17 protein-coding genes, 1 tRNA gene and 1 pseudogene are annotated in these 18,854 nt (G+C 65.9%); 13 read left to right on the top strand and 6 right to left on the bottom strand.

Features of this window, described 5'->3' with window-relative positions:
* The first annotated feature begins 306 nt into the window (after window positions 1-306).
* The 3 genes from ACQR0Z_RS32440 to ACQR0Z_RS32430 all read left to right on the top strand — a co-directional run bounded on the left by ACQR0Z_RS32440 (window position 307) and on the right by ACQR0Z_RS32430 (window position 4,590).
* Entirely contained in the window at window positions 307-1,653 is a 1,347-nt protein-coding gene (locus ACQR0Z_RS32440) for an amidase (RefSeq protein ID WP_434921344.1), read from the top strand.
* Between the two features lie 97 nt (window positions 1,654-1,750).
* Entirely contained in the window at window positions 1,751-3,055 is a 1,305-nt protein-coding gene (gene pncB, locus ACQR0Z_RS32435) for a nicotinate phosphoribosyltransferase (protein WP_434857844.1), read from the top strand.
* Between the two features lie 101 nt (window positions 3,056-3,156).
* Complete coding sequence (locus ACQR0Z_RS32430) at window positions 3,157-4,590, top strand: caspase family protein (RefSeq protein ID WP_434921343.1); 1,434 nt, start codon at window positions 3,157-3,159, stop codon at window positions 4,588-4,590.
* Window positions 4,591-4,627: 37 nt separating this feature from the next.
* Here ACQR0Z_RS32430 and ACQR0Z_RS32425 read toward each other — a convergent pair.
* Window positions 4,628-4,702: transfer RNA gene (locus tag ACQR0Z_RS32425), tRNA-Gly, on the bottom strand.
* A 288-nt stretch (window positions 4,703-4,990) separates the two neighbouring features.
* Here ACQR0Z_RS32425 and trxA point away from each other — a divergent pair.
* Window positions 4,991-5,911 carry a thioredoxin gene (trxA, locus tag ACQR0Z_RS32420; protein WP_434857846.1) on the top strand — a complete coding sequence of 307 codons (921 nt, stop codon included), beginning with the start codon at window positions 4,991-4,993 and terminating at the stop codon, window positions 5,909-5,911.
* Between the two features lie 45 nt (window positions 5,912-5,956).
* Complete coding sequence (locus ACQR0Z_RS32415; RefSeq protein WP_434857847.1) at window positions 5,957-6,631, top strand: LON peptidase substrate-binding domain-containing protein; 675 nt, start codon at window positions 5,957-5,959, stop codon at window positions 6,629-6,631.
* Here ACQR0Z_RS32415 and ACQR0Z_RS32410 read toward each other — a convergent pair whose 3' ends face one another.
* The 3 genes from ACQR0Z_RS32410 to ACQR0Z_RS32400 form a co-directional block, all read right to left on the bottom strand.
* Window positions 6,632-7,462: an FTR1 family iron permease gene (locus ACQR0Z_RS32410; RefSeq protein WP_434857848.1), complete on the bottom strand. Its 831-nt coding sequence runs from the start codon at window positions 7,460-7,462 to the stop codon at window positions 6,632-6,634.
* Window positions 7,463-7,480: 18 nt separating this feature from the next.
* The gene (locus ACQR0Z_RS32405) at window positions 7,481-7,828 is read right to left on the bottom strand and encodes a cupredoxin domain-containing protein (RefSeq protein ID WP_434857849.1); all 348 of its coding nucleotides are present in this window, start codon (window positions 7,826-7,828) and stop codon (window positions 7,481-7,483) included.
* A 286-nt stretch (window positions 7,829-8,114) separates the two neighbouring features.
* Window positions 8,115-8,465 (bottom strand): hypothetical protein, encoded by a 351-nt coding sequence (locus ACQR0Z_RS32400; RefSeq protein ID WP_434921342.1) that lies wholly within the window; start codon window positions 8,463-8,465, stop codon window positions 8,115-8,117.
* A gap of 88 nt (window positions 8,466-8,553) precedes the next feature.
* On the opposite strand from ACQR0Z_RS32400, the gene ACQR0Z_RS32395 reads away from it, so the two are divergent.
* Genes ACQR0Z_RS32395 through ACQR0Z_RS32385 form a run of 3 tightly spaced genes read left to right on the top strand, consistent with a single transcriptional unit; the run spans window position 8,554 to window position 10,275 of the window.
* Window positions 8,554-9,096 (top strand): TetR/AcrR family transcriptional regulator, encoded by a 543-nt coding sequence (locus tag ACQR0Z_RS32395; protein ID WP_434921341.1) that lies wholly within the window; start codon window positions 8,554-8,556, stop codon window positions 9,094-9,096.
* 54 nt (window positions 9,097-9,150) lie between these two features.
* Window positions 9,151-9,348: a Trm112 family protein gene (locus ACQR0Z_RS32390; protein ID WP_434857852.1), complete on the top strand. Its 198-nt coding sequence runs from the start codon at window positions 9,151-9,153 to the stop codon at window positions 9,346-9,348.
* A gap of 3 nt (window positions 9,349-9,351) precedes the next feature.
* Entirely contained in the window at window positions 9,352-10,275 is a 924-nt protein-coding gene (locus ACQR0Z_RS32385) for an alpha/beta hydrolase (RefSeq protein ID WP_434921340.1), read from the top strand.
* On the opposite strand, the pseudogene ACQR0Z_RS32380 reads toward ACQR0Z_RS32385, so the two are convergent.
* Window positions 10,272-11,546: pseudogene (locus tag ACQR0Z_RS32380) on the bottom strand (ubiquinone biosynthesis hydroxylase); the annotation flags it as partial. The gene ACQR0Z_RS32385 and the pseudogene ACQR0Z_RS32380 overlap by 4 nt on opposite strands.
* A gap of 107 nt (window positions 11,547-11,653) precedes the next feature.
* Here ACQR0Z_RS32380 and tesB point away from each other — a divergent pair.
* Window positions 11,654-12,529 carry an acyl-CoA thioesterase II gene (gene tesB / locus ACQR0Z_RS32375; RefSeq protein ID WP_434857854.1) on the top strand — a complete coding sequence of 292 codons (876 nt, stop codon included), beginning with the start codon at window positions 11,654-11,656 and terminating at the stop codon, window positions 12,527-12,529.
* 5 nt (window positions 12,530-12,534) lie between these two features.
* Here tesB and ACQR0Z_RS32370 read toward each other — a convergent pair whose 3' ends face one another.
* The gene (locus tag ACQR0Z_RS32370; RefSeq protein ID WP_434921339.1) at window positions 12,535-13,410 is read right to left on the bottom strand and encodes a DUF4339 domain-containing protein; all 876 of its coding nucleotides are present in this window, start codon (window positions 13,408-13,410) and stop codon (window positions 12,535-12,537) included.
* 217 nt (window positions 13,411-13,627) lie between these two features.
* Here ACQR0Z_RS32370 and ACQR0Z_RS32365 point away from each other — a divergent pair, with 217 nt between their 5' ends.
* From ACQR0Z_RS32365 to ACQR0Z_RS32350, 4 genes are all read left to right on the top strand, one after another.
* Window positions 13,628-13,966, top strand: coding sequence for a P-II family nitrogen regulator (locus tag ACQR0Z_RS32365; protein WP_257167498.1), 339 nt, complete (start codon window positions 13,628-13,630; stop codon window positions 13,964-13,966).
* Window positions 13,967-14,050: 84 nt separating this feature from the next.
* Window positions 14,051-15,361, top strand: a complete 1,311-nt coding sequence (locus ACQR0Z_RS32360; protein ID WP_434921338.1) for an ammonium transporter — start codon at window positions 14,051-14,053, stop codon at window positions 15,359-15,361.
* A 322-nt stretch (window positions 15,362-15,683) separates the two neighbouring features.
* Window positions 15,684-16,022 carry a P-II family nitrogen regulator gene (locus tag ACQR0Z_RS32355; protein WP_006611147.1) on the top strand — a complete coding sequence of 113 codons (339 nt, stop codon included), beginning with the start codon at window positions 15,684-15,686 and terminating at the stop codon, window positions 16,020-16,022.
* 39 nt (window positions 16,023-16,061) lie between these two features.
* Window positions 16,062-17,564, top strand: a complete 1,503-nt coding sequence (locus ACQR0Z_RS32350) for an ammonium transporter (RefSeq protein ID WP_434857857.1) — start codon at window positions 16,062-16,064, stop codon at window positions 17,562-17,564.
* Window positions 17,565-18,854: the final 1,290 nt, after the last annotated feature.

Raw genomic sequence — 18,854 nt, 5'->3', positions numbered from 1 at the left:
GCTGCGTCTATTTTTCGGACACTGTTTAAGACGTCCTTGGTCGCCACGTCGGCGGTCGACTTCAAAATGGTAGCACATCCTGCGCGGGTGAGAAGCGGATTGCGGAGAGCGCGCGCGGCTCAGGATGCGCCATCCAACTCATCTCGCGCCATCGGCTCGCGCGGAGCGCGCTGTCATGCGCTGTATTCATACGCTCCGATCGGCCGGGCGGTTGGCGCGCGGAGGAACACTCGATAGGATCGAGGCAACCGCGCCGCGCCGTGACCTGACACCGCGCGACCATGCGTCCTACCGATGGGATCGTTGATGTCCGAGCGTCTCTCACTCTCCACGCCGAAAGCCGGTGCCGGCGTCGTCGACTTGCTGCGCCAGTTCAAGGCGGACTCGTCTGCACCCGCCGCTTATGGCGAAGAGTGTCTGAAAAAGACGCAGGCGATCGAGCCGCAGCTTAAGGCGTTCGAATATCTGCCACGCGATGTCGCGGCGAAGTCCGGGCCTCTGGGTGGAATTCCCGTCGCCATCAAGGACATCATCGCGACCTCGGACATGCCGACCACCAACGGCTCGGCGATCTATCGCGATCATGTGCCCGATGCCGACGCCTGGGTGGTCGCGCGGCTGCGCGATCTCGGCGCCACGATCTTCGGCAAGACGGTCTCGACCGAATTCGCCTGGCGGCATCCCGGCCCGACCGTCAATCCCTGGAACCCGGCGCACACGCCGGGGGGATCGTCATCGGGATCGGCGGCCGCGGTGGCGGCGGGGCTGGTGCCACTGGCGCTGGGGACGCAGACGCTCGGCTCGGTGATCCGGCCCGCGGCTTTCAACGGCGTGGTCGGCTTCAAGCCGAGCTTCGGCGCGATCCCGCGTACCGGCGTGCATCCACTCAGCCCCTCGCTCGACCATGTCGGCTTCTTCGCCCGCCGCGTCGACGACGTCGCGCTCGCTTTGTCTTTGCTGGCCGGCTCCAGCGCCGAGGACCTGCACGGCCGGCCGTTGCCGGGCTTTACCGTCGATATCGAGACCGGCCTCATGCCGCTGGCGAAGCCGCGGCTCGCGGTCGTTCGTTTCGCCAAATGGGAGCGCGCGGAAGCCGAGCAGCAGGCGGTGTTCGAGTCGGTCGTCGCCAGGCTGCGCAGCGCGGGCGCCGCGATCGAGGAGATCGAGCTTAAGGCGCTCGATGCGGTGAACTGGGATGCGATCACCACGATCATGCTGAGCGAAGCGACCACGATCTTCTCCGACCTCATCGCCCGCTTCCCGGACCGGGTCAGCGACGTGATGAAGGCGCATGTCGAGAGCGGGCGCAGCAAGACGGCGATGGAGTATCTCACCGCCAAGGCGGCGCAGGCCGCGCGGCAGACCGCGTTGGCCGGAGAACTCGCCGGCTTCGACGCCGTGCTCACCTTGCCGGCCTTCGGCGAGGCACCGCACGGCATCGACTGGACCGGCGATGCCGAATATTGCGCGCCGTGGACCTTCGTCGGGGCGCCGGCTGTGGCGCTGCCGGCCGGGTTCGGCAAGAACGGCCTGCCGCTCGGCGTCCAGATCGCCGGCACCTACCGCAATGACCTCCATCTCCTTCGCGTCGCGAAATGGGTCGAGACCATCACGGCGTTCGATCCCGGCCTGCCGTTGCTGGCCCGCCGATAGACCCTCCAGATCGGGCGGAATCCCCCCTTCACCAGCCGCAAGCGCCCCTGCGACAAGCCCAGTGGCGGCGTCGCGCGCAGCACTGTAAAATCGTCGCATGACAGTCACCGATATCGCGAGCAGAACCTATAATCACGGCTGGCGCCTCGATCCGATCGTGCGCAGCCTGCTCGACACCGATTTCTACAAGCTCCTGATGCTGCAGATGATTCGGGAGTTCTACCCGGATCAGCAGGTCACATTCTCGGTGATCAACCGGACCAAGCGCGTGCGCCTGGCCGACGTCATCGACGAAGGCGAATTGCGCGCCCAGCTCGATCATGCCCGCACCATCCGCTTCACCAAGAAGGAGCTGATCTGGCTGGCCGGTAATACCTTCTACGGCAAGACCCACATGTTCTCGCCGGACTTCATGAACTGGCTCGCCAATTTCCGCCTGCCCGAATACGAGCTGCACAAGGCCGACGGCCAGTACGAGCTGCATTTCCACGGGCCGTGGACCCACACCACGATGTGGGAGATTCCGGCGCTCGCCATCGTCAACGAGCTGCGCTCGCGCCAGGCGATGAAGGGCCAGGGCCGGTTCGCGCTCGACGTGCTGTTCGCCCGCGCCAAGGCCAAGCTGTGGGCGAAGGTCGAGCGGCTGCGCAAGCTCGAGGGCCTGCGGCTGTCGGATTTCGGCACCCGCCGGCGCCACGGCTTCCTGTGGCAGCGCTGGTGCGTCGAGGCCGTGAAGGAAGGGCTGGGCTCGTCGTTCACCGGCACCTCGAACGTCCTGCTGGCGATGGACAACGACCTCGAAGCCATCGGCACCAATGCCCATGAGCTGCCGATGGTCGCCGCGGCACTCGCCAAGAACGATGACGATCTGCGCTTCGCGCCCTACCGCATCCTCGACCAGTGGCGGCAGACCTATGCCGGCAATTTGCTGATCGCCCTGCCCGACGCCTTCGGCACCAAGGCCTTCCTGCGCGACGCGCCGGACTGGGTCGCCGACTGGACCGGCTTCCGTCCCGACAGCGCGCCGCCGATCCAGGCCGGCGAGGAGATCATCGCCTGGTGGAAATCCAAGGGGCGCGATCCCCGGCAGAAGCTGCTGGTGTTCTCCGACGCGATGGACGTGGAGTCGATCGAACAGATCCACCAGCGCTTCTCCGACCAGGTGCGGCTGTCGTTCGGCTGGGGCACCAATTTGACCAACGATTTCGTCGGCTGCTCGCCGGACGGCTCGGTGGACCTCGACCCGATCTCGCTGGTCTGCAAGGTGACCTCCGTGGACGGCCGCCCCGCGGTGAAGCTGTCCGACAATCCGGAGAAGGCGACCGGCGACCCCGCCGAGATCGCGCGTTACCTGCGGGTGTTCGGCGACGCCGGACGGGTTCGCACGCCCGTGCTGGTCTGACCTGAGCGCGATTTCCGCCGCGGTCTCTACGATTCTTGTTCCGGTTTTGTTCGATCTGCGGTAAAATCAGCGCGCGAACATCGGAGCAGGAGACCGTGGGCATGCGTGAGGCGAGGCGCCGAGGCGGACAGCTGCTTTTTGCGGCCATGGCCGTGATCATCGCGGTCCTGGCGGGTGCCGGACCGGCCGAGGCCGATAAGCGCGTAGCGCTGGTGATCGGCAACTCCATCCATGAGCGCGCGCCGCTGCTCGACGAGCCGGCGGCGGACGCAAAGCTGGTGGCCGACAGGCTGGTGCAGCTCGGATTCACGTTGAGCGGCGGCGCCGCGTTGGTCGATCTCGACAAGAAGGGATTCGATCGCGCGCTGGCCGAGTTCAGGGGACGGATCGCAGATGCGGACGTCGCCCTGATCTACTACGCCGGCTATGGGCTGAACCTCGGCGGCGCCAATTATCTGGTCCCGGTGGACGCCGCGCCGGCAAAGGCCGCCGACGCCGAGACCCAGCTGCGCAGCCTGAACGGCATCATGCGCGATCTGGACGCGCCGGGTGCGCGCCAGAACGTCGTCATTCTGGACGCCTTCCGTGGAAATCCCTTCGAAGCGCGCGGCATCGCCGGGCTCACCGCCGGCCTGCTGCCGATGCGGGTGCCGCCCCGTACCGTGGTCTCCTTTGCCGCGCAGATTGGGACCGTCGGACAGCGCGGCCCCGGCGGTCATGGCGCATTCGCTGTCGCCTTCGCCGACGCGCTGCAGCAGCCGGGACTTCGCCTGATCGAGATCTTCAATCAGACCAATGCGGCGGTGGGGCGCGCCACCGGCGGCGCCCAGCAGCCCCTGGTCATGTATACGCTGGTGGACGGCGGCCCGCAGCTGAGCTCCGCCGGGCCGAGCTTCCCCCAGCCGGCCCGCCCGATGGCCAGCCAATCTGCCGCTCCTTCGCCGAAGCCCGCAGCTTCGTCGGTCCCGTTGGACGCACGGACCCCCGGCCTCGCCGTGCTGTATGACGAGGATCTCTCGGACCCCCAGGGCAAGCGCTATTCAGGCTCGGTGACGTGGCGGAGCGACACCATCAAGAGCGCTCAATCGGGGCAGCCCCTGCCGGTCATCCGCGGCGACATCGACATTCCCGATCGCAAGCTCAAGGTCAGCCTGGTCCTTCGTCGCAATGACGATCCCGCGCTGCCGGCCAGCCACGTGGCGGAGCTGATGTTCAAGCCGGCCCCTGATTTTGCCGGCGGCGGCATCAGCAACGTGCCGGGAATCCTGATGAAGACCAACGAGAATGCGCGCGGGACACCGCTGGCCGGACTCTCCGTCAAGGTGACGGAAGGATCCTTCCTGGTCGGCTTTTCGAACGTCAAAGAGGATCGTGCTCGCAACGAAGAGCTGCTCGCACAGCGTGAATGGTTCGACATTCCGCTCGTCTACGGCAATCAGCGCCGGGGCATCCTGGCGATCGGAAAAGGTCCGACCGGAGATCGCGTCTTTGCCGACGCGCTCGCGGCCTGGGACAAGACCCAGCCATCGAAGTGATTGTTCCGTCGAGGTATCAGCTGCGGAGCGGAAAATTTGGAGCGGGCGAAGGGGTTCGAACCCTCGACCCCGACCTTGGCAAGGTCGTGCTCTACCACTGAGCTACACCCGCATCCGTGTCACCTGGGCGCTGTGGCCGGCGGCGACGGGCGAACCTATGCCAAATGCCGCGGACGAATGCAACAGGTCTGCGACAGGTTTCGTCACGAGATCATCCTCAATTTTGGGTGTCGAGACCGCGAAACCCGGTCGAATCGGGCGACCGGCGCCGTTCGCGATGAACCAATTGAAATTTCCCCAGTCGACCGCCACTTAAGGTGACGGAAACCGTGTATTGAGGCGCGGCGGCGGCTGGTTCCCGGCACGCTGTCCATCCCAGCTTTTTTCGGACGAGGACCCCGTGACCATTGTTGAGCAGGGCAACGGAGCGGCGCCGCAGGTGCCGGATCTGATCAAGGACACCACGACCCAGAGCTTCGTGAAGGACGTGATCGAGGAATCGAAACGTCAGCCAGTCCTCATCGACTTCTGGGCTCCGTGGTGCGGACCGTGCAAGCAGCTGACCCCGATCCTGGAAAAGGCCGTCAAGGCCGCCAAGGGCAAGGTCAAGCTGGTGAAGATGAACATCGACGAGCATCCGGCCATTCCAGGCCAGATGGGTATCCAGTCGATTCCCGCCGTGATCGCCTTCGTCGGCGGCCGGCCGGCCGACGGCTTCATGGGCGCCGTTCCCGAGAGCCAGGTCAGCGCCTTCATCGAGAAGATCACCAAGGGCGTTCCCGGCGCCGGAGAGCCCGACATCGCCGAGATCCTCAAGGAAGCCGAGGCCGTGCTGGCCGAAGGTGATGCCGCCGGCGCCGCCGAGATCTACGCCGAGGTGCTGGCGTTCGATGCCACGAATATTCCGGCGATCGCAGGTCTGGCGAAGTGCCAGGTCGAGCTCGGCGCGATCGAGCAGGCCAAGCAGACGCTCGCCATGGTGCCCGAAGCCAAGCGCAATGATCAGGCCGTGTCCGCAGTGCAGGCCGCGATTGATCTCGCCGAGCAGGCGCAGTCGCTCGGGCCCGTCGGCGAACTGGAACAGAAGGTCACCGCCAATCCGCTGGACCATCAGGCGCGTTTCGACCTCGCGATCGCGCTCAACGCCGCGGGCAAGCGGACGGAGGCCACCGACCATCTGCTCGAGATCGTCAGGCGCGACCGCAAATGGAACGAGGACGGCGCGCGCAAGCAGCTCGTGCAGTTCTTCGAAGCCTGGGGCGGCGCCGACGAGGCCACCGTCGAGGGCCGCAAGCGGCTGTCGACGATCCTGTTTTCGTGAGCTAGGCGGGCACCCACGCGCTCTCTGGGGGATACGAGGTATCGCATGCCGATCAATGCCGAATATCGCGGTCCCGCCGAGCTGCCGGAGATCATTCCGGTGTTTCCCCTGGCGGGCGCGCTGCTGCTGCCGCGCGGCCAGATGCCGCTCAACATCTTTGAGCCGCGCTACCTCGCGATGGTCGACGACGCCTTCCGCGACGGCCATCGGCTGATCGGCATGATCCAGCCCGACGTGACGCATTCCTCCAGCGAGGAACGCCCCGTCCTGTTCAAGGTCGGCTGCGTCGGCCGCATCACGCAGCTCGCAGAGTCCGGCGATGGCCGCTACATCCTCGAGCTCACCGGCGTCTCCCGCTTCAAGGTCGTCGAGGAGATGACCGTGCTGACGCCGTACCGCCAGTGCAAAGTCGATTATTTCCCGTTCCTCGACGACTTCACCGCGCGCAAGGGTGAGGATGCGGTCGACCGCGACGCGCTGCTCGCGGTGCTGACCGACTTCCTCAAGGCCAACAATCTTAAGGTCGATTGGGCCGGCATCGAAGCCGCCCCCAACGAGGCGCTCGTGAACGCGCTCGCGATGATGTCACCTTATGGGCCGGCCGAAAAGCAGGCGATGCTCGAAGCGCCGGACCTGAAGACGCGCACCGAGATCCTCATCGCCGTCACCGAGATGGATCTCGCCAAGAAGCGGACCTCGGGAGATCCACCCCTGCAGTGATCACTCCGCGGCAACCGCGCGCCGCGGCGCCGGCGCTGCCGTGAGGCGCATCAGCGCAATCGTCGCCAGGATGACCCCGACATAGACGGCGAGCTGCATCGCGGTCGGCTGATCCGTATAGCCAATCAGCGCCTTGAGCGTCCGTCCGGCAAGGCCCTTCTCCGGCAGCACCGCGCTCGAATCCCACATCACCTGATCGAACGAGGTCAGCCAGTTGGCTCGGGCGAGGAAGAACACCGCCTGCGCCGCCATTCCCGCCGACAGCAAGGTGATCAGCACGGTCGTGGTCCGGAACAGCGCGCGCGGTGGAATGCGCATCAGGCCATAGTAGGTCAACAGACAGACGGCGACGCCGAGCAGCAGCCCCAACACGCCACCACCGAGCAGCGCCCGGCCGCCGCCCTCGTCGGACGCGGCGACGCCGTAGAGAAACAGCGCGACTTCACTGCCTTCGCGCAGCACCGCGATGGCGATCACCGTCGCCAAGGCCACCAGCGGCTTGGCGCCTTCGGCCACCGCCTGGCCCATCGTCCGCAACTCCTGTGCCATCTCGCGGCCGTGCCGCGCCATCCAGACATTGTGCCACGTCAGCATGATCACGGCGGTCGACAGGATCGCCGCGTTGAACAGCTCCTGCCCCATGCCTTCGAACAACTGCGTCAGCGTGCCCGCGAACGCCGCGACCATGCAGGCGCCGACCAGGCCTGCGAACAATCCGGCGCCGATCCAGCGCAACCGGTGCGGCACGGCACTGGTGACGGCCAGCACGATACCGACGATCAGGCCGGCTTCGAAGACTTCGCGAAAGACGATGATCAGTGCGGCGAGCATGGCGTGACCTGCTGAGCGCTATTGGACGTTGACGAAGCCGCGGGCCTTTTCGTTGAAGTCGTTGTAGAACTCGTAGCGGCCCGACTTCATCGCCCGCACGTTCAGAACGGCCTCGCTGTTGGCGGCGATGACCTTCTCGATCTTCAAGGTCTCGCTCTCGAACTCGATGGCCTTGCCTTCCATGTTCTTCACACGGATCGTGAGCGGCGCGTCTGCGGGGACGGTGGGCTCCTTGGGCTCGAACTGACCGTTGGCATAGGTCAGGCAAATCTCGCTCGGCCCCCCGGCATAGGCCTGCGCTGCAACCAGCAGCATGCCGGCACTTCCACCCACCACGACCAACTTCCGCACCACGTCGACCAACATCGATCCGTCCTCTCTTATCCAGACAAGCAAATCGGAGAACGGTCCTGCTTCCGCACCCAAGACGATGCCGGGCATCCGTTCGCGACGACGAACAGCTAAGCGGCCCGCCGCCGTGTCTGCAAAGAGACTCCTTCTAAGTTGGAACCATTCTTTCCGAATATGTCGCGGCAGTGGCATCGCCGTGAGCGGAGTGCGGCCGAACGCGAGCGAGATGTCGCGACGCGTTGCCTGCCGCCGACGCGTCAAGGTGCTGGCGCTTTTACGCCATGAGCAGGACGGCGGGAGCCTAGTAGCCCGCCGCAGCCATCGCCACTACACCTGCGAGCATGATCCAACCAAAATGCCGCGCGCGTGTCGCCCACGCGTTGCCGACAGCCGCCAAGCCGAACACCGCAATCGCGGTCATGACGGTCCAATGCCGCGCCGGCTCGGACTCCATCCACGGCACGGCGATCAGCAGGACCCCGCAACCGATCCAGGCCACCGTGCTGGCTTGCCAGACTACCCGAAGCAGAGTGCGCAGCCGCTCGGGCGTGATGCTGGCGTGCGCGAAGACGACGGTCTCGCCGAGCACTCCGTGGATCAGGGCCACGACGATCGCGGTCACACCCGCGCATTGCAACAGCACGTCACGCATGATCCTCTCCATGCAGTTGTGTATGGAGCATGCACTCCGCGCTGGCGATCGTCAATACACTTGTGTATGGTTCGGCAGGTGGCACGACATGAATGAGCAACTCTCTGCGCAGGACTGGCTGGACCAGGGGCTCAAGCTCCTGGCGAGCAAGGGCTTCACCGCGCTCAAGGCCGAACCGATGGCCAAGGTCATGGGCGTCTCGCGCGGCAGTTTCTATTGGCATTTCGCCGACGTCGCCGCGTTCCATTCCGAACTCCTGAAGCATTGGCGCGACATCGCGGCCGAGCAGATCATCATCGGCGTGGAGGCGAGCGCGGGAGACGAGCCGGTCATCGCCGTGCTCCTGCGCCGCACGCTTGCGACCCGGCTGACATTGGAGCGCGCCGTTCGTAGCTGGGCGGCGACCAGCCCGGTGGCGCGCCAGGCCGTCCAGGCCATCGACAAGCGCCGGCTCGGCTATATCGAGGGCCTACTCGCGGCCCAGCGCCTGCCGGCCGCGATCGTACAGGCGCGCGCCCAGGTGCTCTATTGGGCGTTCCTCGGCTACGCGCTGTCTGAGCGGCAACTGCCGCCCGAGCAGCAGCAGGCGGTGATCGAGGAGCTGATCAGGATCGCCCTGGACGAGCCTTGAGTGAGGACAGCGCCATCGCGAATATGCTACAGAGCGCCCGCCGGAGACCATGCCATGAACGCCCCGCTCGAACGCCCCGCCAATTCCGTCGATCCCAAGCTGCTCGAAATCCTGGTCTGCCCGATGACCAAGGGACCGCTGGAGTATGACGCCGCCAAGCAGGAGCTGATCTCGCGTTCGGCGAAGCTCGCTTATCCAATTCGGGACGGCATTCCAATCATGCTCCCTGAGGAAGCCCGGAAGATCGACTGACCGATGCGGTCCGCCGTCGCCCGCTGCGTGCTTGCGCTGCTCCTGCTCACTTCGGCCGCGTCGGCGGAGGAGAGCGCGATCCGCGTCGGCCCGCTCGACGCGGTACTGACCACCCCCTCCGGCATCGAGCGGCCGCCGGTCGCCCTGCTCATCGCCGGGTCCGGGTCGACGGACCGGGACGGCAATGGGCCGCAGCTGAAGCCCGCGACCCTGAAGAAGCTCGCCGAGCAGTTTGCTGCCCGCGGCATCGCCAGCCTGCGCTACGACAAGCGCGGTGCGCGGGGCTGGAAGGCGGAGTTCGGCAGGCCCGAGGACTTCCGCTTCAAGGACTATGTCGACGACAGCGCGTCGCTGGTCGACTATTTGCGCGGCAAGTTCGCCCGCATTGTCCTGGTCGGCCACAGCGAGGGCGGCCTCGTCGCCATCCTCACCGCGCGCCGCACGCCGGTCGACCGCCTGGTGCTGCTGACAACGTCGGCGCGGAAGCAGGGCGACCTCCTCAAGGCGCAGCTCGAGAAGAAGCTGCCGGCGACGAAGATGGAGCCGGTCGCCAAGGCGATCGATGCCATCATGGCAGGCCAAGTGGTGGACCCGCCCCCGCCGGAGCTGCCGATCGCACCGAGCATGCAGCCCGGCATCGGCTCCGCCTTCGCCGAGGATCCGATCGATCCGCTGAAGCAGATCGTGATCCCGATCCTCATCGTCGGCGGCGCCCGCGATTCGCAGATCCCGCGGCTCGACGCGGTTGCCCTCGCCACCGCCGCGCCGGCCGCCAAGACGCTGTGGCTGCCGGACATGAACCATGTGCTGGTCGACGTTGCCAACGAGGACGAGAATCTCTCGTCCTACAACGACCCCGACCGCCCGCTCGATCCCGACATGGTCGAGGCCGTCGCCGGCTTCATTACGGCCCCCGGCCCGCGCTAGAGCGCCTCGCCCTTCAGCAGCCGCGGCATCTGGCCGGTGAGCCCAGCGGCCTGCTTGATGAACAGCTCCTTCAAGGGCGGCGCGCGGTCGACGAGGCCGAGGCCGATGTCGCGCACGGTGCGCAGCAGGGTCGACTTATTGGAGAACAGGAAGTTCAGCGAGTTGGTGGCGACGCCCATCGCCATGGTGTCGAACCGCCGCCAGCGCTGGTAGCTTTCGAGCACGTCGACCTGCCCGGGATCGATGCCCATCCGCGCCGCGTCGACCACGACCTCGGCCAGCGCCGCAACATCCTTCAGGCCCATGTTGAGCCCCTGCCCCGCGATCGGATGGATGACATGCGCGGCGTCGCCGACCAGCGCCAGCCGCGGCGCGATGAAGGAGCGAGCGACGAAATAGGACAGCGGAAACGCGCGCGGCTGGTCCAGCACCTTCAACTCGCCGAGATGCAGCCCGGCGCGCTTCTCCAGCTCGGCATGGAATTCGTCGGCGCTGAGCGCGACGAGGCGCTGCGCCTCCCTGCGCCGCTCGGTCCACACCAGCGACGAGCGCTTGCCGGTCAGCGGCAGGATCGCGAACGGCCCCGGCGGCAGGAAATGCTCCTCGGCGCGACCGTTGTGGTCGCGCTCGTGGCCGACGGTCACGACGATGCCGGACTGGTCGTAGTCCCAGCCATGGGTCAAAATACCGGCGCGCTCGCGCAGCTTCGAGCGCGCGCCATCGGCCGCCACCAGCAGGCTGGCGTCCATCTCGCTACCATCGCCCAGCGTCACCGTGACGGCGTCCGTCCGCGTCTTGAAGCCGGTCACCGGCGCGGCCTTCAGCTCGACGCCGGCCGCCTCGGCATGCTTGACGAGCGCATCGATCAGCAGCCGGTTCTCGACCATATGCGCGAACGGCTCGCCGGCCTCGACCTGGCCTGCGAAGGTCAGGAAGGCAGGGCGCGTGGCGTCCTCGAGCTTGGAATCGGTGATCACCATGTCGAGGATCGGCTGCGCCTCCGGCGCGACGTCGGCCCAGACGCCGATGGCGTCGAACAGCTTGCGGCAGGCGGCGACGATGGCGGACGCGCGGGGATCGCGGCTCGGCCGGTTGGCCAGCGCCGGGTCGGCGACGACCACCGGCACCTCGGGCCCGAGGCCCTGCCGCAGCGCCAGCGCCAGCGCCAGGCCGGCAAAGGCCCCGCCACAAATGACAATGCTTCGCTGTGTCGTCATGCCACTCTGCTCACGGTTACTCTTGCGGGTGGAGTATAGCTGGGCGAAACAGGACCGTGAACCAACGGCTGCGACCCGAAGCCGTCAATTCCGGATGCCTGATCCTGCCATAACGGGGCCGGGACCGGATTGGACCGCAACGCCAGCGAAAGCACCACGCCATGTCCAAGGGACTGATCGATCTGATCGCGATCCTCGACCTCGAGCCGATCGAGGTGAACCTGTTCCGCGGCAACAGCCCGAAGACCAGTTGGCAGCGCGTGTTCGGCGGCCAGGTGATCGGCCAGGCGATGATGGCGGCATGCCGCACCGTCGAGGGCCGGCTGCCGCATTCGCTGCATTGCTATTTCATCCTGCCGGGCGACCCGCAGGTGCCGATCATCTACCAGGTCGAACGCCTGCGCGACGGCAAGAGCTACGCGACGCGACGCGTCACCGCGATCCAGCACGGCAACGCGATCTTCTCGATCATGGTCTCGTTCCATGGCGACGAAGAGAGCGCGTTCAACCACCAGGACAAGATGCCGGACGTGCCGCCGCCGGAGAAGCTGACGGCGGAGGAGATCTCCAAGCAGCCGATGTTTACGGAGCTCTTCCAGCGCATGCCGGACTTCATCCGCCGCTATTACGAATCCGACCGGCCGATCGAGCTGCGGCCGGTCGAACTCGATCGCTATTTCGGCAAGAAGATCGACGACGGCCGGATCCATGTTTGGATCAAGACGGCGGCGAAGCTGCCGGACGATCCGGCGCTGCACATGTGCGCGCTGGCCTATGCGTCGGACTTTTCGCTGCTCGACGCTGTCATGGCGCGCTACGGGCGCACCCTGTTCGACAAGCGCATGATGCCCGCCTCGCTGGATCACGCGATGTGGTTTCACCGGCCGTTCCGCGCCGACGAATGGCTGCTCTATGCGCAGGATTCGCCGAGCGCGCAGGGCGGCCGCGGGCTGACCCGCGGCTCGATCTTCAAGCCCGACGGCACGCTGGTCGCCTCCGTCGCGCAGGAGGGATCGATCCGCGAGCGCCGGGCGTAAGCCCATCAGGCCAGCTGCGAGCCGCGCGGCACCAGCGCGAATTGCGACACGTACCAGGCACTGTACCAGCGCAGCAGCCACGGGATCGGAATGATGAGGATCGAGCCGAAGGTGAAGGCCAGCGTCCGCCACAGCACCTCGAGTCCCGAACCGGTGAACACGATCTCGCGGCGCGAGCCCTGAACGTTGCGGCAGATCCAGCGCATCCACGCCGCCAGCACCCAGGCCCAGCCGATGATGGTGATGCCGGACACGAGCAGCAGCAGGTACCAGCCGACATAGGCGAGCGGGCTGCCCTCGAAATGCAGCGGCAGCGGCTCGCCGTTGGAGGTCAGCTTGGTCGCGATCCAGCGCACCACCATCCAGCCCAGGAAGGCGGGAGCGATGGTCGAGATCAGGTTGAGGATCACGCTGTCGCTGAGGCCGACATAGGTCAGGACGCCCATCGCGATGAAGACGTACCAGATGTCCAGCGGCTGGCCGCTGAAGCCGAGATTGGGCCGTCCGGGCACGTTCATCCGCTCGATGACGTAGCGGTAGAGGTAGACGGCCGTCCACGGCGTGATGACGACCAAGAACTGGCCGAGCACATACAGCACGGTCCAGCCGAAATAGGGCCAGGTCTCCAGCTTGACCGACAGCGCGCCCGACGGCGCGGAGCCGCCGGCATCGAACGCGGGCGGGCCGCCCGGCGCAACGCTCGGCACACCCGACATCAGCCCAGGAATGCGTCCAGCCTTCTCCCAGCCGGCCATGCCGTCGCTCCAGAGCAGAGTTTCGGCGGTCACGACACCCCGGGCAATCAGGTCGCGCAACTCGTCTTCCGAGATGGGGCCCTGTTGCTGACCTTGAGCCGCGTAATACCAGGAACGATTCGACATAGGGTGTCCTTGGGGGTCCTTGAGTGGAGAGGCAGGAAAAGTTTCTTCAGTCTGTCGGCCGAGGCGGTTTTGCGTTCAGTGATATCGGTCACTCCTTGACGTTTTCGCTTAACGCTGCGCTCATTTTGTGCCATTTGCCTATGAACAGGCCAAAACAGCCGACCCATTGCTGCCTGCGAAACAGGCTGTTCAGCTCCGAGGAACCCAAGGCCCGCCCATGAAGCTCGTCGTCGCGATCATCAAACCCTTCAAGCTCGACGAGGTGCGCCAGGCCCTCACCGCGATCGGCGTCCACGGCATGACCGTCACCGAGGTCAAGGGCTACGGCCGTCAGAAGGGCCACACCGAGATCTATCGGGGCGCCGAATATATCGTGAACTTCCTGCCCAAGCTGCGCATCGAGATCGCGGTGAACTCCGATATCGCCGAGAAGGCGGTCGAGGTGATCACCACGCATGCGCGCACCGGCCAGATCGGCGACGGCAAGATTTTCGTGACGCCGATCGATCACGCCCGCCGCATCCGCACCGGCGAGACCGACAGCGACGCACTCTAGGCAGCCGCAACGGCTGCACGCCCGCCGCAACGGCGCGGCGGAGCGACCATTCTCAATCTGATCTGACATGCCGGGGGGACTGTCATGGGGACCTGCGCGTCTCGTTGCCTGCGCGCGTCTGCAGCTTTGGCTGCGGCGGGAAGCATCGCCTTGATCACGCCGGCACGGGCGGCCGCGCCATCCACGATCGAAGCCGCCGACACCGCCTGGATGATCGTCGCCACCGCGCTGGTGCTGATGATGACCATTCCGGGACTGGCGCTGTTCTATTCGGGCATGGTGCGCAAGAAGAACGTGCTGGCGACGATGGCGCAGAGCCTCGCCGCGGTGATGCTGATCTCGATCCTGTGGGTCGCGTTCGGCTACTCGCTGGCGTTCGTCGGCGACGGCGCCTGGATCGGCACGCTCGATCGCGCCTTCCTCGCCGGCATGGGCATGGACAGCGTGCATCCCGGCGCCAAGACCATCCCGGAAGCGCTGTTCATGCTGTACCAGATGACGTTCGCGATCATCACGGTGGCGCTGGTGGCGGGCTCGGTCGCCGACCGCATGCGCTTCTCGGCCTATCTGGTGTTCGGCGTCGCCTGGTTCGTGTTCGTCTACGTGCCGCTGGCGCATTGGATCTGGGGCGGCGGCTTCCTCGCCCAGGCCGGCGTGGTCGATTTCGCCGGCGGCCTCGTCGTGCATCTCTCCGCCGGCACCGGCGGACTGGTGGCCGCGCTGGTGATGGGACGTCGCCAGGGCTATGGCAGCGAGAACCTGTCGCCGTTCGACCTGTCGCTCGCGGTGGTCGGCACCGGCCTGCTCTGGGTCGGCTGGTTCGGCTTCAATGGCGGCTCGGCGCTCGGCGCCAATGCCCATGCCGTGATGGCGATCCTGACCACCCACCTCGCCGCCTGCGCCGGCGCGATCACCTGGGGCGCGCTGGAATGGTCGACCCGGCGCAAGCCGTCGGTGCTCGGCATGATCTCCGGTGCCGTCGCCGGCCTCGGCACCATTACCCCGGCGTCGGGTTACGTCGCGCCCTGGCATGGCCTCGTCATCGGCGCGCTCGCCGGTATCATCTGCTACTGGGCCTGCACCTCGCTGAAGCACCGTTTCAATTACGACGATTCGCTCGACGTGTTCGGCGTCCATGGCATCGGCGGCCTCACCGGCACGGTGCTGGCGGGCGTGTTCGCCACCGCCGCGATCGGCGGCACCGCCGGGCTGATCGAGGGCAATCCGAAGCAGCTGCTGTCGCAACTCTACGGCGTCGCCGTCACCCTGGTGTGGTCCGGCGGAGTGACCTGGGGCCTTCTCAAGCTGGTCAGCGCCTTCGTCCCGCTGCGGGTGTCCCGCGAGCAGGAACTCGAGGGGCTCGACATCTCCCAGCACGGCGAGGCGCTGCAGTAATTGACGGCATCTGATCCGTTCTGAGTCGCGGAAATCTGCCCGCGCCGTGGGCAGCATTGTGTCCCGAGCCTGTCTTGCGTAGTTCTTGCGCAGGACTGCCCATGAATTGGGCGCGACCGAATAGCGCAGCCCCGGACATCCCCCCTGAGGGCTGAAAAGGTCAGGATTCACGGCTCGTTAGCCCTGACCAGCCGTCTGGCACGGCATTTGATTCTAGGGCCCCGGCTGTGCCCGCGTCGTGAAGCTTTCTCCGCGTGGTGAACCTCAGTCGACAAGAAGCGCTCGGTAACGTCCGTGCCGGGCCCAAGCGGGGATAGGACCCATGAAAATTGTTATGGCGATCATTAAGCCATTCAAGCTCGAAGAAGTCCGGGACGCCCTGACCGCCATCGGCGTTCATGGTCTCACGGTGACCGAAGTGAAGGGCTACGGCCGGCAGAAAGGCCACACGGAAATCTACCGCGGCGCCGAATATGCGGTGAGCTTCCTGCCCAAGATCAAGATCGAGGTCGCGATCCCCTCGGACCAGGTCGACAAGACCATCGATGCGATCTCCTCGGCCGCCAAGACCGGCCAGATCGGCGACGGCAAGATTTTCGTCATCAGCCTCGACCACGCCGTGCGCATCCGCACCGGCGAAGCGGACGCTGCGGCTCTCTGATTTCGCGCTCAAACCAGAACACTTACGGAGTAGAAGAAAATGACGTTCAAGCGTCCAACCAGCGCGGGATGGGTTACGCTCGCAGTCGCAGGGCTCTGCGTCGCGGGCCTCGCCGATGTCGCCTTCGCTGAAGATGCGCCAGCCGCCGCTGCCGCAGCCGCCCCCGTTGCCAACAAGGGCGATGTCGCCTGGATGCTCGTGTCCAGCGCGCTCGTTCTGATGATGTCGGTCCCCGGCCTGGCGCTGTTCTATGGCGGCCTGGTCCGCACCAAGAACATGGCCTCGGTTCTCACCCAGGTGTTCGCGATCGTCGCCATGGTCGGCGTGGTCTGGACGCTCTACGGCTACTCGATGGCCTTCACCGACGGCGGCAGCATGACCTCGTGGGTCGGCGGCTTCTCCAAGGCCTTCCTGAAGGGTGTCGACGCCAACTCGGTGGTCCCGACCTTCTCCAACGGCGTCGTGATCCCGGAACTCGCCTACTTCGTGTTCCAGATGACCTTCGCGATGATCACCCCGGCCCTGATCGTCGGCGCCTTCGCCGAGCGCATCAAGTTCTCGGCGGTGATGCTGTTCGTGCTGCTCTGGGTCACCTTCATCTACTTCCCGATCGCGCACTGGGTCTGGTTCATCGCCGCTCCGGATGACGTCGCCGCCGCCGCCAAGGCCGTCGCCGCCGCCACCGATGCCGCCGCCAAGACCGCGGCCCAGGCCAAGCTCGACGAAGTCACCGGCGCTGTCGGCTGGCTCGCCGGTGCCGGCGCCCTGGACTTCGCGGGCGGCACCGTCGTCCACATCAACGCCGGCATCGCTGGCCTCGTGGGTGCGGTTCTCGTCGGCAAGCGCACCGGCTACGGCAAGGAGCTGATGGCTCCGCACTCGCTGACCATGACCATGATCGGCGCTGCCCTGCTGTGGGTCGGCTGGTTCGGCTTCAACGCCGGTTCGAACCTGGAGTCGAACGGTGTCACCGCGCTGGCCTTCGTCAACACGATGGTCGCCACCGCCGGTGCGGCGCTGTCCTGGCTGATCTGCGAATGGGCGGTCAAGGGCAAGCCCTCGCTGCTCGGCATCTGCTCGGGCGCGGTCGCCGGTCTCGTCGCCGTCACCCCGGCCTCCGGTCTCGCCGGTCCGATCGGCGCGCTGGTCCTCGGCCTGATCGTCTCCCCGATCTGCCTGTTCTTCGTCTCCACCGTGAAGAACGCTCTCGGCTATGACGACGCGCTGGACGTGTTCGGCGTCCACTGCATCGGCGGCATCATCGGCGCCCTGGCCACCGGCATCCTGGTCAACCCGGCTCTCGGCGGTGTCGGCATCACCGACTACACCAACGTCACCGGCAACAACGCCGGCACCTACGACTTCGCCACGCAGATGCTGGCGCAGATCAAGGCTGTCGTCGCCACGCTGCTGTGGTCCGGTATCGGTTCGGCGATCCTCTACAAGGTCGTCGACGTGATCATCGGCCTGCGCCCGACCGTCGAGCAGGAGCGCGAGGGGCTGGATATCACCGACCACGGCGAGCGCGCCTACAACTACTGAGTTCTCCCGGGACTTGGTCGTAAGCGACCAGGTCCGCAACTTCGGTTCGGGCAAATACCCGGCAATGCCCTGACCGTTGAGGGGCTCCAGCGCAAGCTGGGGCCCCTTTCTTTTTTGGTGCGCATCCCCGTCACGCGGGGCTCATGTCTGAAACCGGATGTAGGGGGCTCCCACCGGAGGAGAGGGCTATCGCATGTGGAGACGGGCCCTGTTCCAGCCAACACTCCCGCCGATTAGTTGCTCCGTCATGCCCGGGCTTGTCCCGGGCATCCACGTCGTTCTCAGGATGCCGACCGACGTGGATGGCCGGGACAAGCCCGGCCATGACGACGTGGAGAGAAACGAGTGCAAAACTTCGACGGTCATTTGCAACAGTCTTGCGGTCCAGCGGAGGGTGGGCGCCGTGCTCTTCTGTTCTCGTCGCGATCATGACAATCTTGGGTCAGCTGAATTCTGGACGAGCACACAACGTCTCGCGGCGCACCGACGCCCGAGTTATGCTCACCGTCACCACCCTCCTCAAAACAGAGGGCGCGGGGAAGGCCGGGCGCTGGCCGCGCCCGTGGCCCGCCTGCTAGACAAGAAAGCAGGCGGCAGTCACCACAGGTCTGGCCGAGAACGCCCGGCCCTCCCCGCGCAACGGTTTTAACGGCTGCTTCGCGTTCTCCCTGGTGCGCCGGGCTTGTTGGCCACCATCACGAGCACGACACACTGATGCGTCGTCACCCGCTTGATATCAGCATCGGGATATCAGGACCGCGCGACTTGACCGTGCGTGCATCGCCGTTCGTCCGCGCAGGAAATCCACGCTGCGTCGACACACGCCCATCGCATCCCGCTGCCAACGTCTCGTGACGGTCGCGACACGCCCCTCATGCGGCGGCAGGGACGCGCGGAAATGTGCAGGTGATTTGCCCGACGACACAAGCGAGGATGATGCGACAAACTAACACGACGGGCAGTCTGTGCATGGAAGGGATGTCGGCGAGCAGCATGCGATGGATGTGATCTTGCCAAGAGATCATGTGAGCCGAGATGCCCGCCGCGTAGACGGTGCGCTCCCCTCCCCCTTGCGGGGAGGGGTTGGGGGTGGGGGTCCGCGCGCGATGATGTCAATGGCTTGCGGGGCGTCCGAACAAAATCGGCGACCTCATTGTTGAGAGCAAGCGAGGAGTCGGACTCTCATAAACTGCGGAGTTTGTGGACCCCCACCCTGAGCAACCGGGGACATAGGTGACAGATCTGACCGACGACATAGTTGACACAATTCTCGTTTTGTTCAGATCTTCA

It is taken from the genome of Bradyrhizobium sp. HKCCYLS3077 (genome assembly GCF_051167555.1).
Lineage (GTDB): Bacteria > Pseudomonadota > Alphaproteobacteria > Rhizobiales > Xanthobacteraceae > Bradyrhizobium.
The sequence above is the reverse complement of the archived record's forward strand: the minus strand, read 5'-3'. Positions and strand labels throughout refer to the sequence as shown.

Bases quoted from the DNA above. Each gene is read 5' to 3' on its own strand.
- ACQR0Z_RS32415 (WP_434857847.1), top strand. From the start codon at position 5,957: ATGCCGATCAATGCCGAATATCGCGGTCCCGCCGAGCTGCCGGAGATC.
- ACQR0Z_RS32370 (WP_434921339.1), bottom strand. From the start codon at position 13,410: ATGTCGAATCGTTCCTGGTATTACGCGGCTCAAGGTCAGCAACAGGGC.
- tesB (WP_434857854.1), top strand. From the start codon at position 11,654: ATGTCCAAGGGACTGATCGATCTGATCGCGATCCTCGACCTCGAGCCG.
- ACQR0Z_RS32410 (WP_434857848.1), bottom strand. From the start codon at position 7,462: ATGCTCGCCGCACTGATCATCGTCTTTCGCGAAGTCTTCGAAGCCGGC.
- ACQR0Z_RS32385 (WP_434921340.1), top strand. From the start codon at position 9,352: ATGCGGTCCGCCGTCGCCCGCTGCGTGCTTGCGCTGCTCCTGCTCACT.
- ACQR0Z_RS32405 (WP_434857849.1), bottom strand. From the start codon at position 7,828: ATGTTGGTCGACGTGGTGCGGAAGTTGGTCGTGGTGGGTGGAAGTGCC.
- ACQR0Z_RS32350 (WP_434857857.1), top strand. From the start codon at position 16,062: ATGACGTTCAAGCGTCCAACCAGCGCGGGATGGGTTACGCTCGCAGTC.
- ACQR0Z_RS32430 (WP_434921343.1), top strand. From the start codon at position 3,157: ATGCGTGAGGCGAGGCGCCGAGGCGGACAGCTGCTTTTTGCGGCCATG.
- ACQR0Z_RS32440 (WP_434921344.1), top strand. From the start codon at position 307: ATGTCCGAGCGTCTCTCACTCTCCACGCCGAAAGCCGGTGCCGGCGTC.
- ACQR0Z_RS32390 (WP_434857852.1), top strand. From the start codon at position 9,151: ATGAACGCCCCGCTCGAACGCCCCGCCAATTCCGTCGATCCCAAGCTG.
- ACQR0Z_RS32355 (WP_006611147.1), top strand. From the start codon at position 15,684: ATGAAAATTGTTATGGCGATCATTAAGCCATTCAAGCTCGAAGAAGTC.
- ACQR0Z_RS32395 (WP_434921341.1), top strand. From the start codon at position 8,554: ATGAATGAGCAACTCTCTGCGCAGGACTGGCTGGACCAGGGGCTCAAG.
- ACQR0Z_RS32360 (WP_434921338.1), top strand. From the start codon at position 14,051: ATGGGGACCTGCGCGTCTCGTTGCCTGCGCGCGTCTGCAGCTTTGGCT.
- ACQR0Z_RS32400 (WP_434921342.1), bottom strand. From the start codon at position 8,465: ATGCGTGACGTGCTGTTGCAATGCGCGGGTGTGACCGCGATCGTCGTG.
- ACQR0Z_RS32365 (WP_257167498.1), top strand. From the start codon at position 13,628: ATGAAGCTCGTCGTCGCGATCATCAAACCCTTCAAGCTCGACGAGGTG.
- pncB (WP_434857844.1), top strand. From the start codon at position 1,751: ATGACAGTCACCGATATCGCGAGCAGAACCTATAATCACGGCTGGCGC.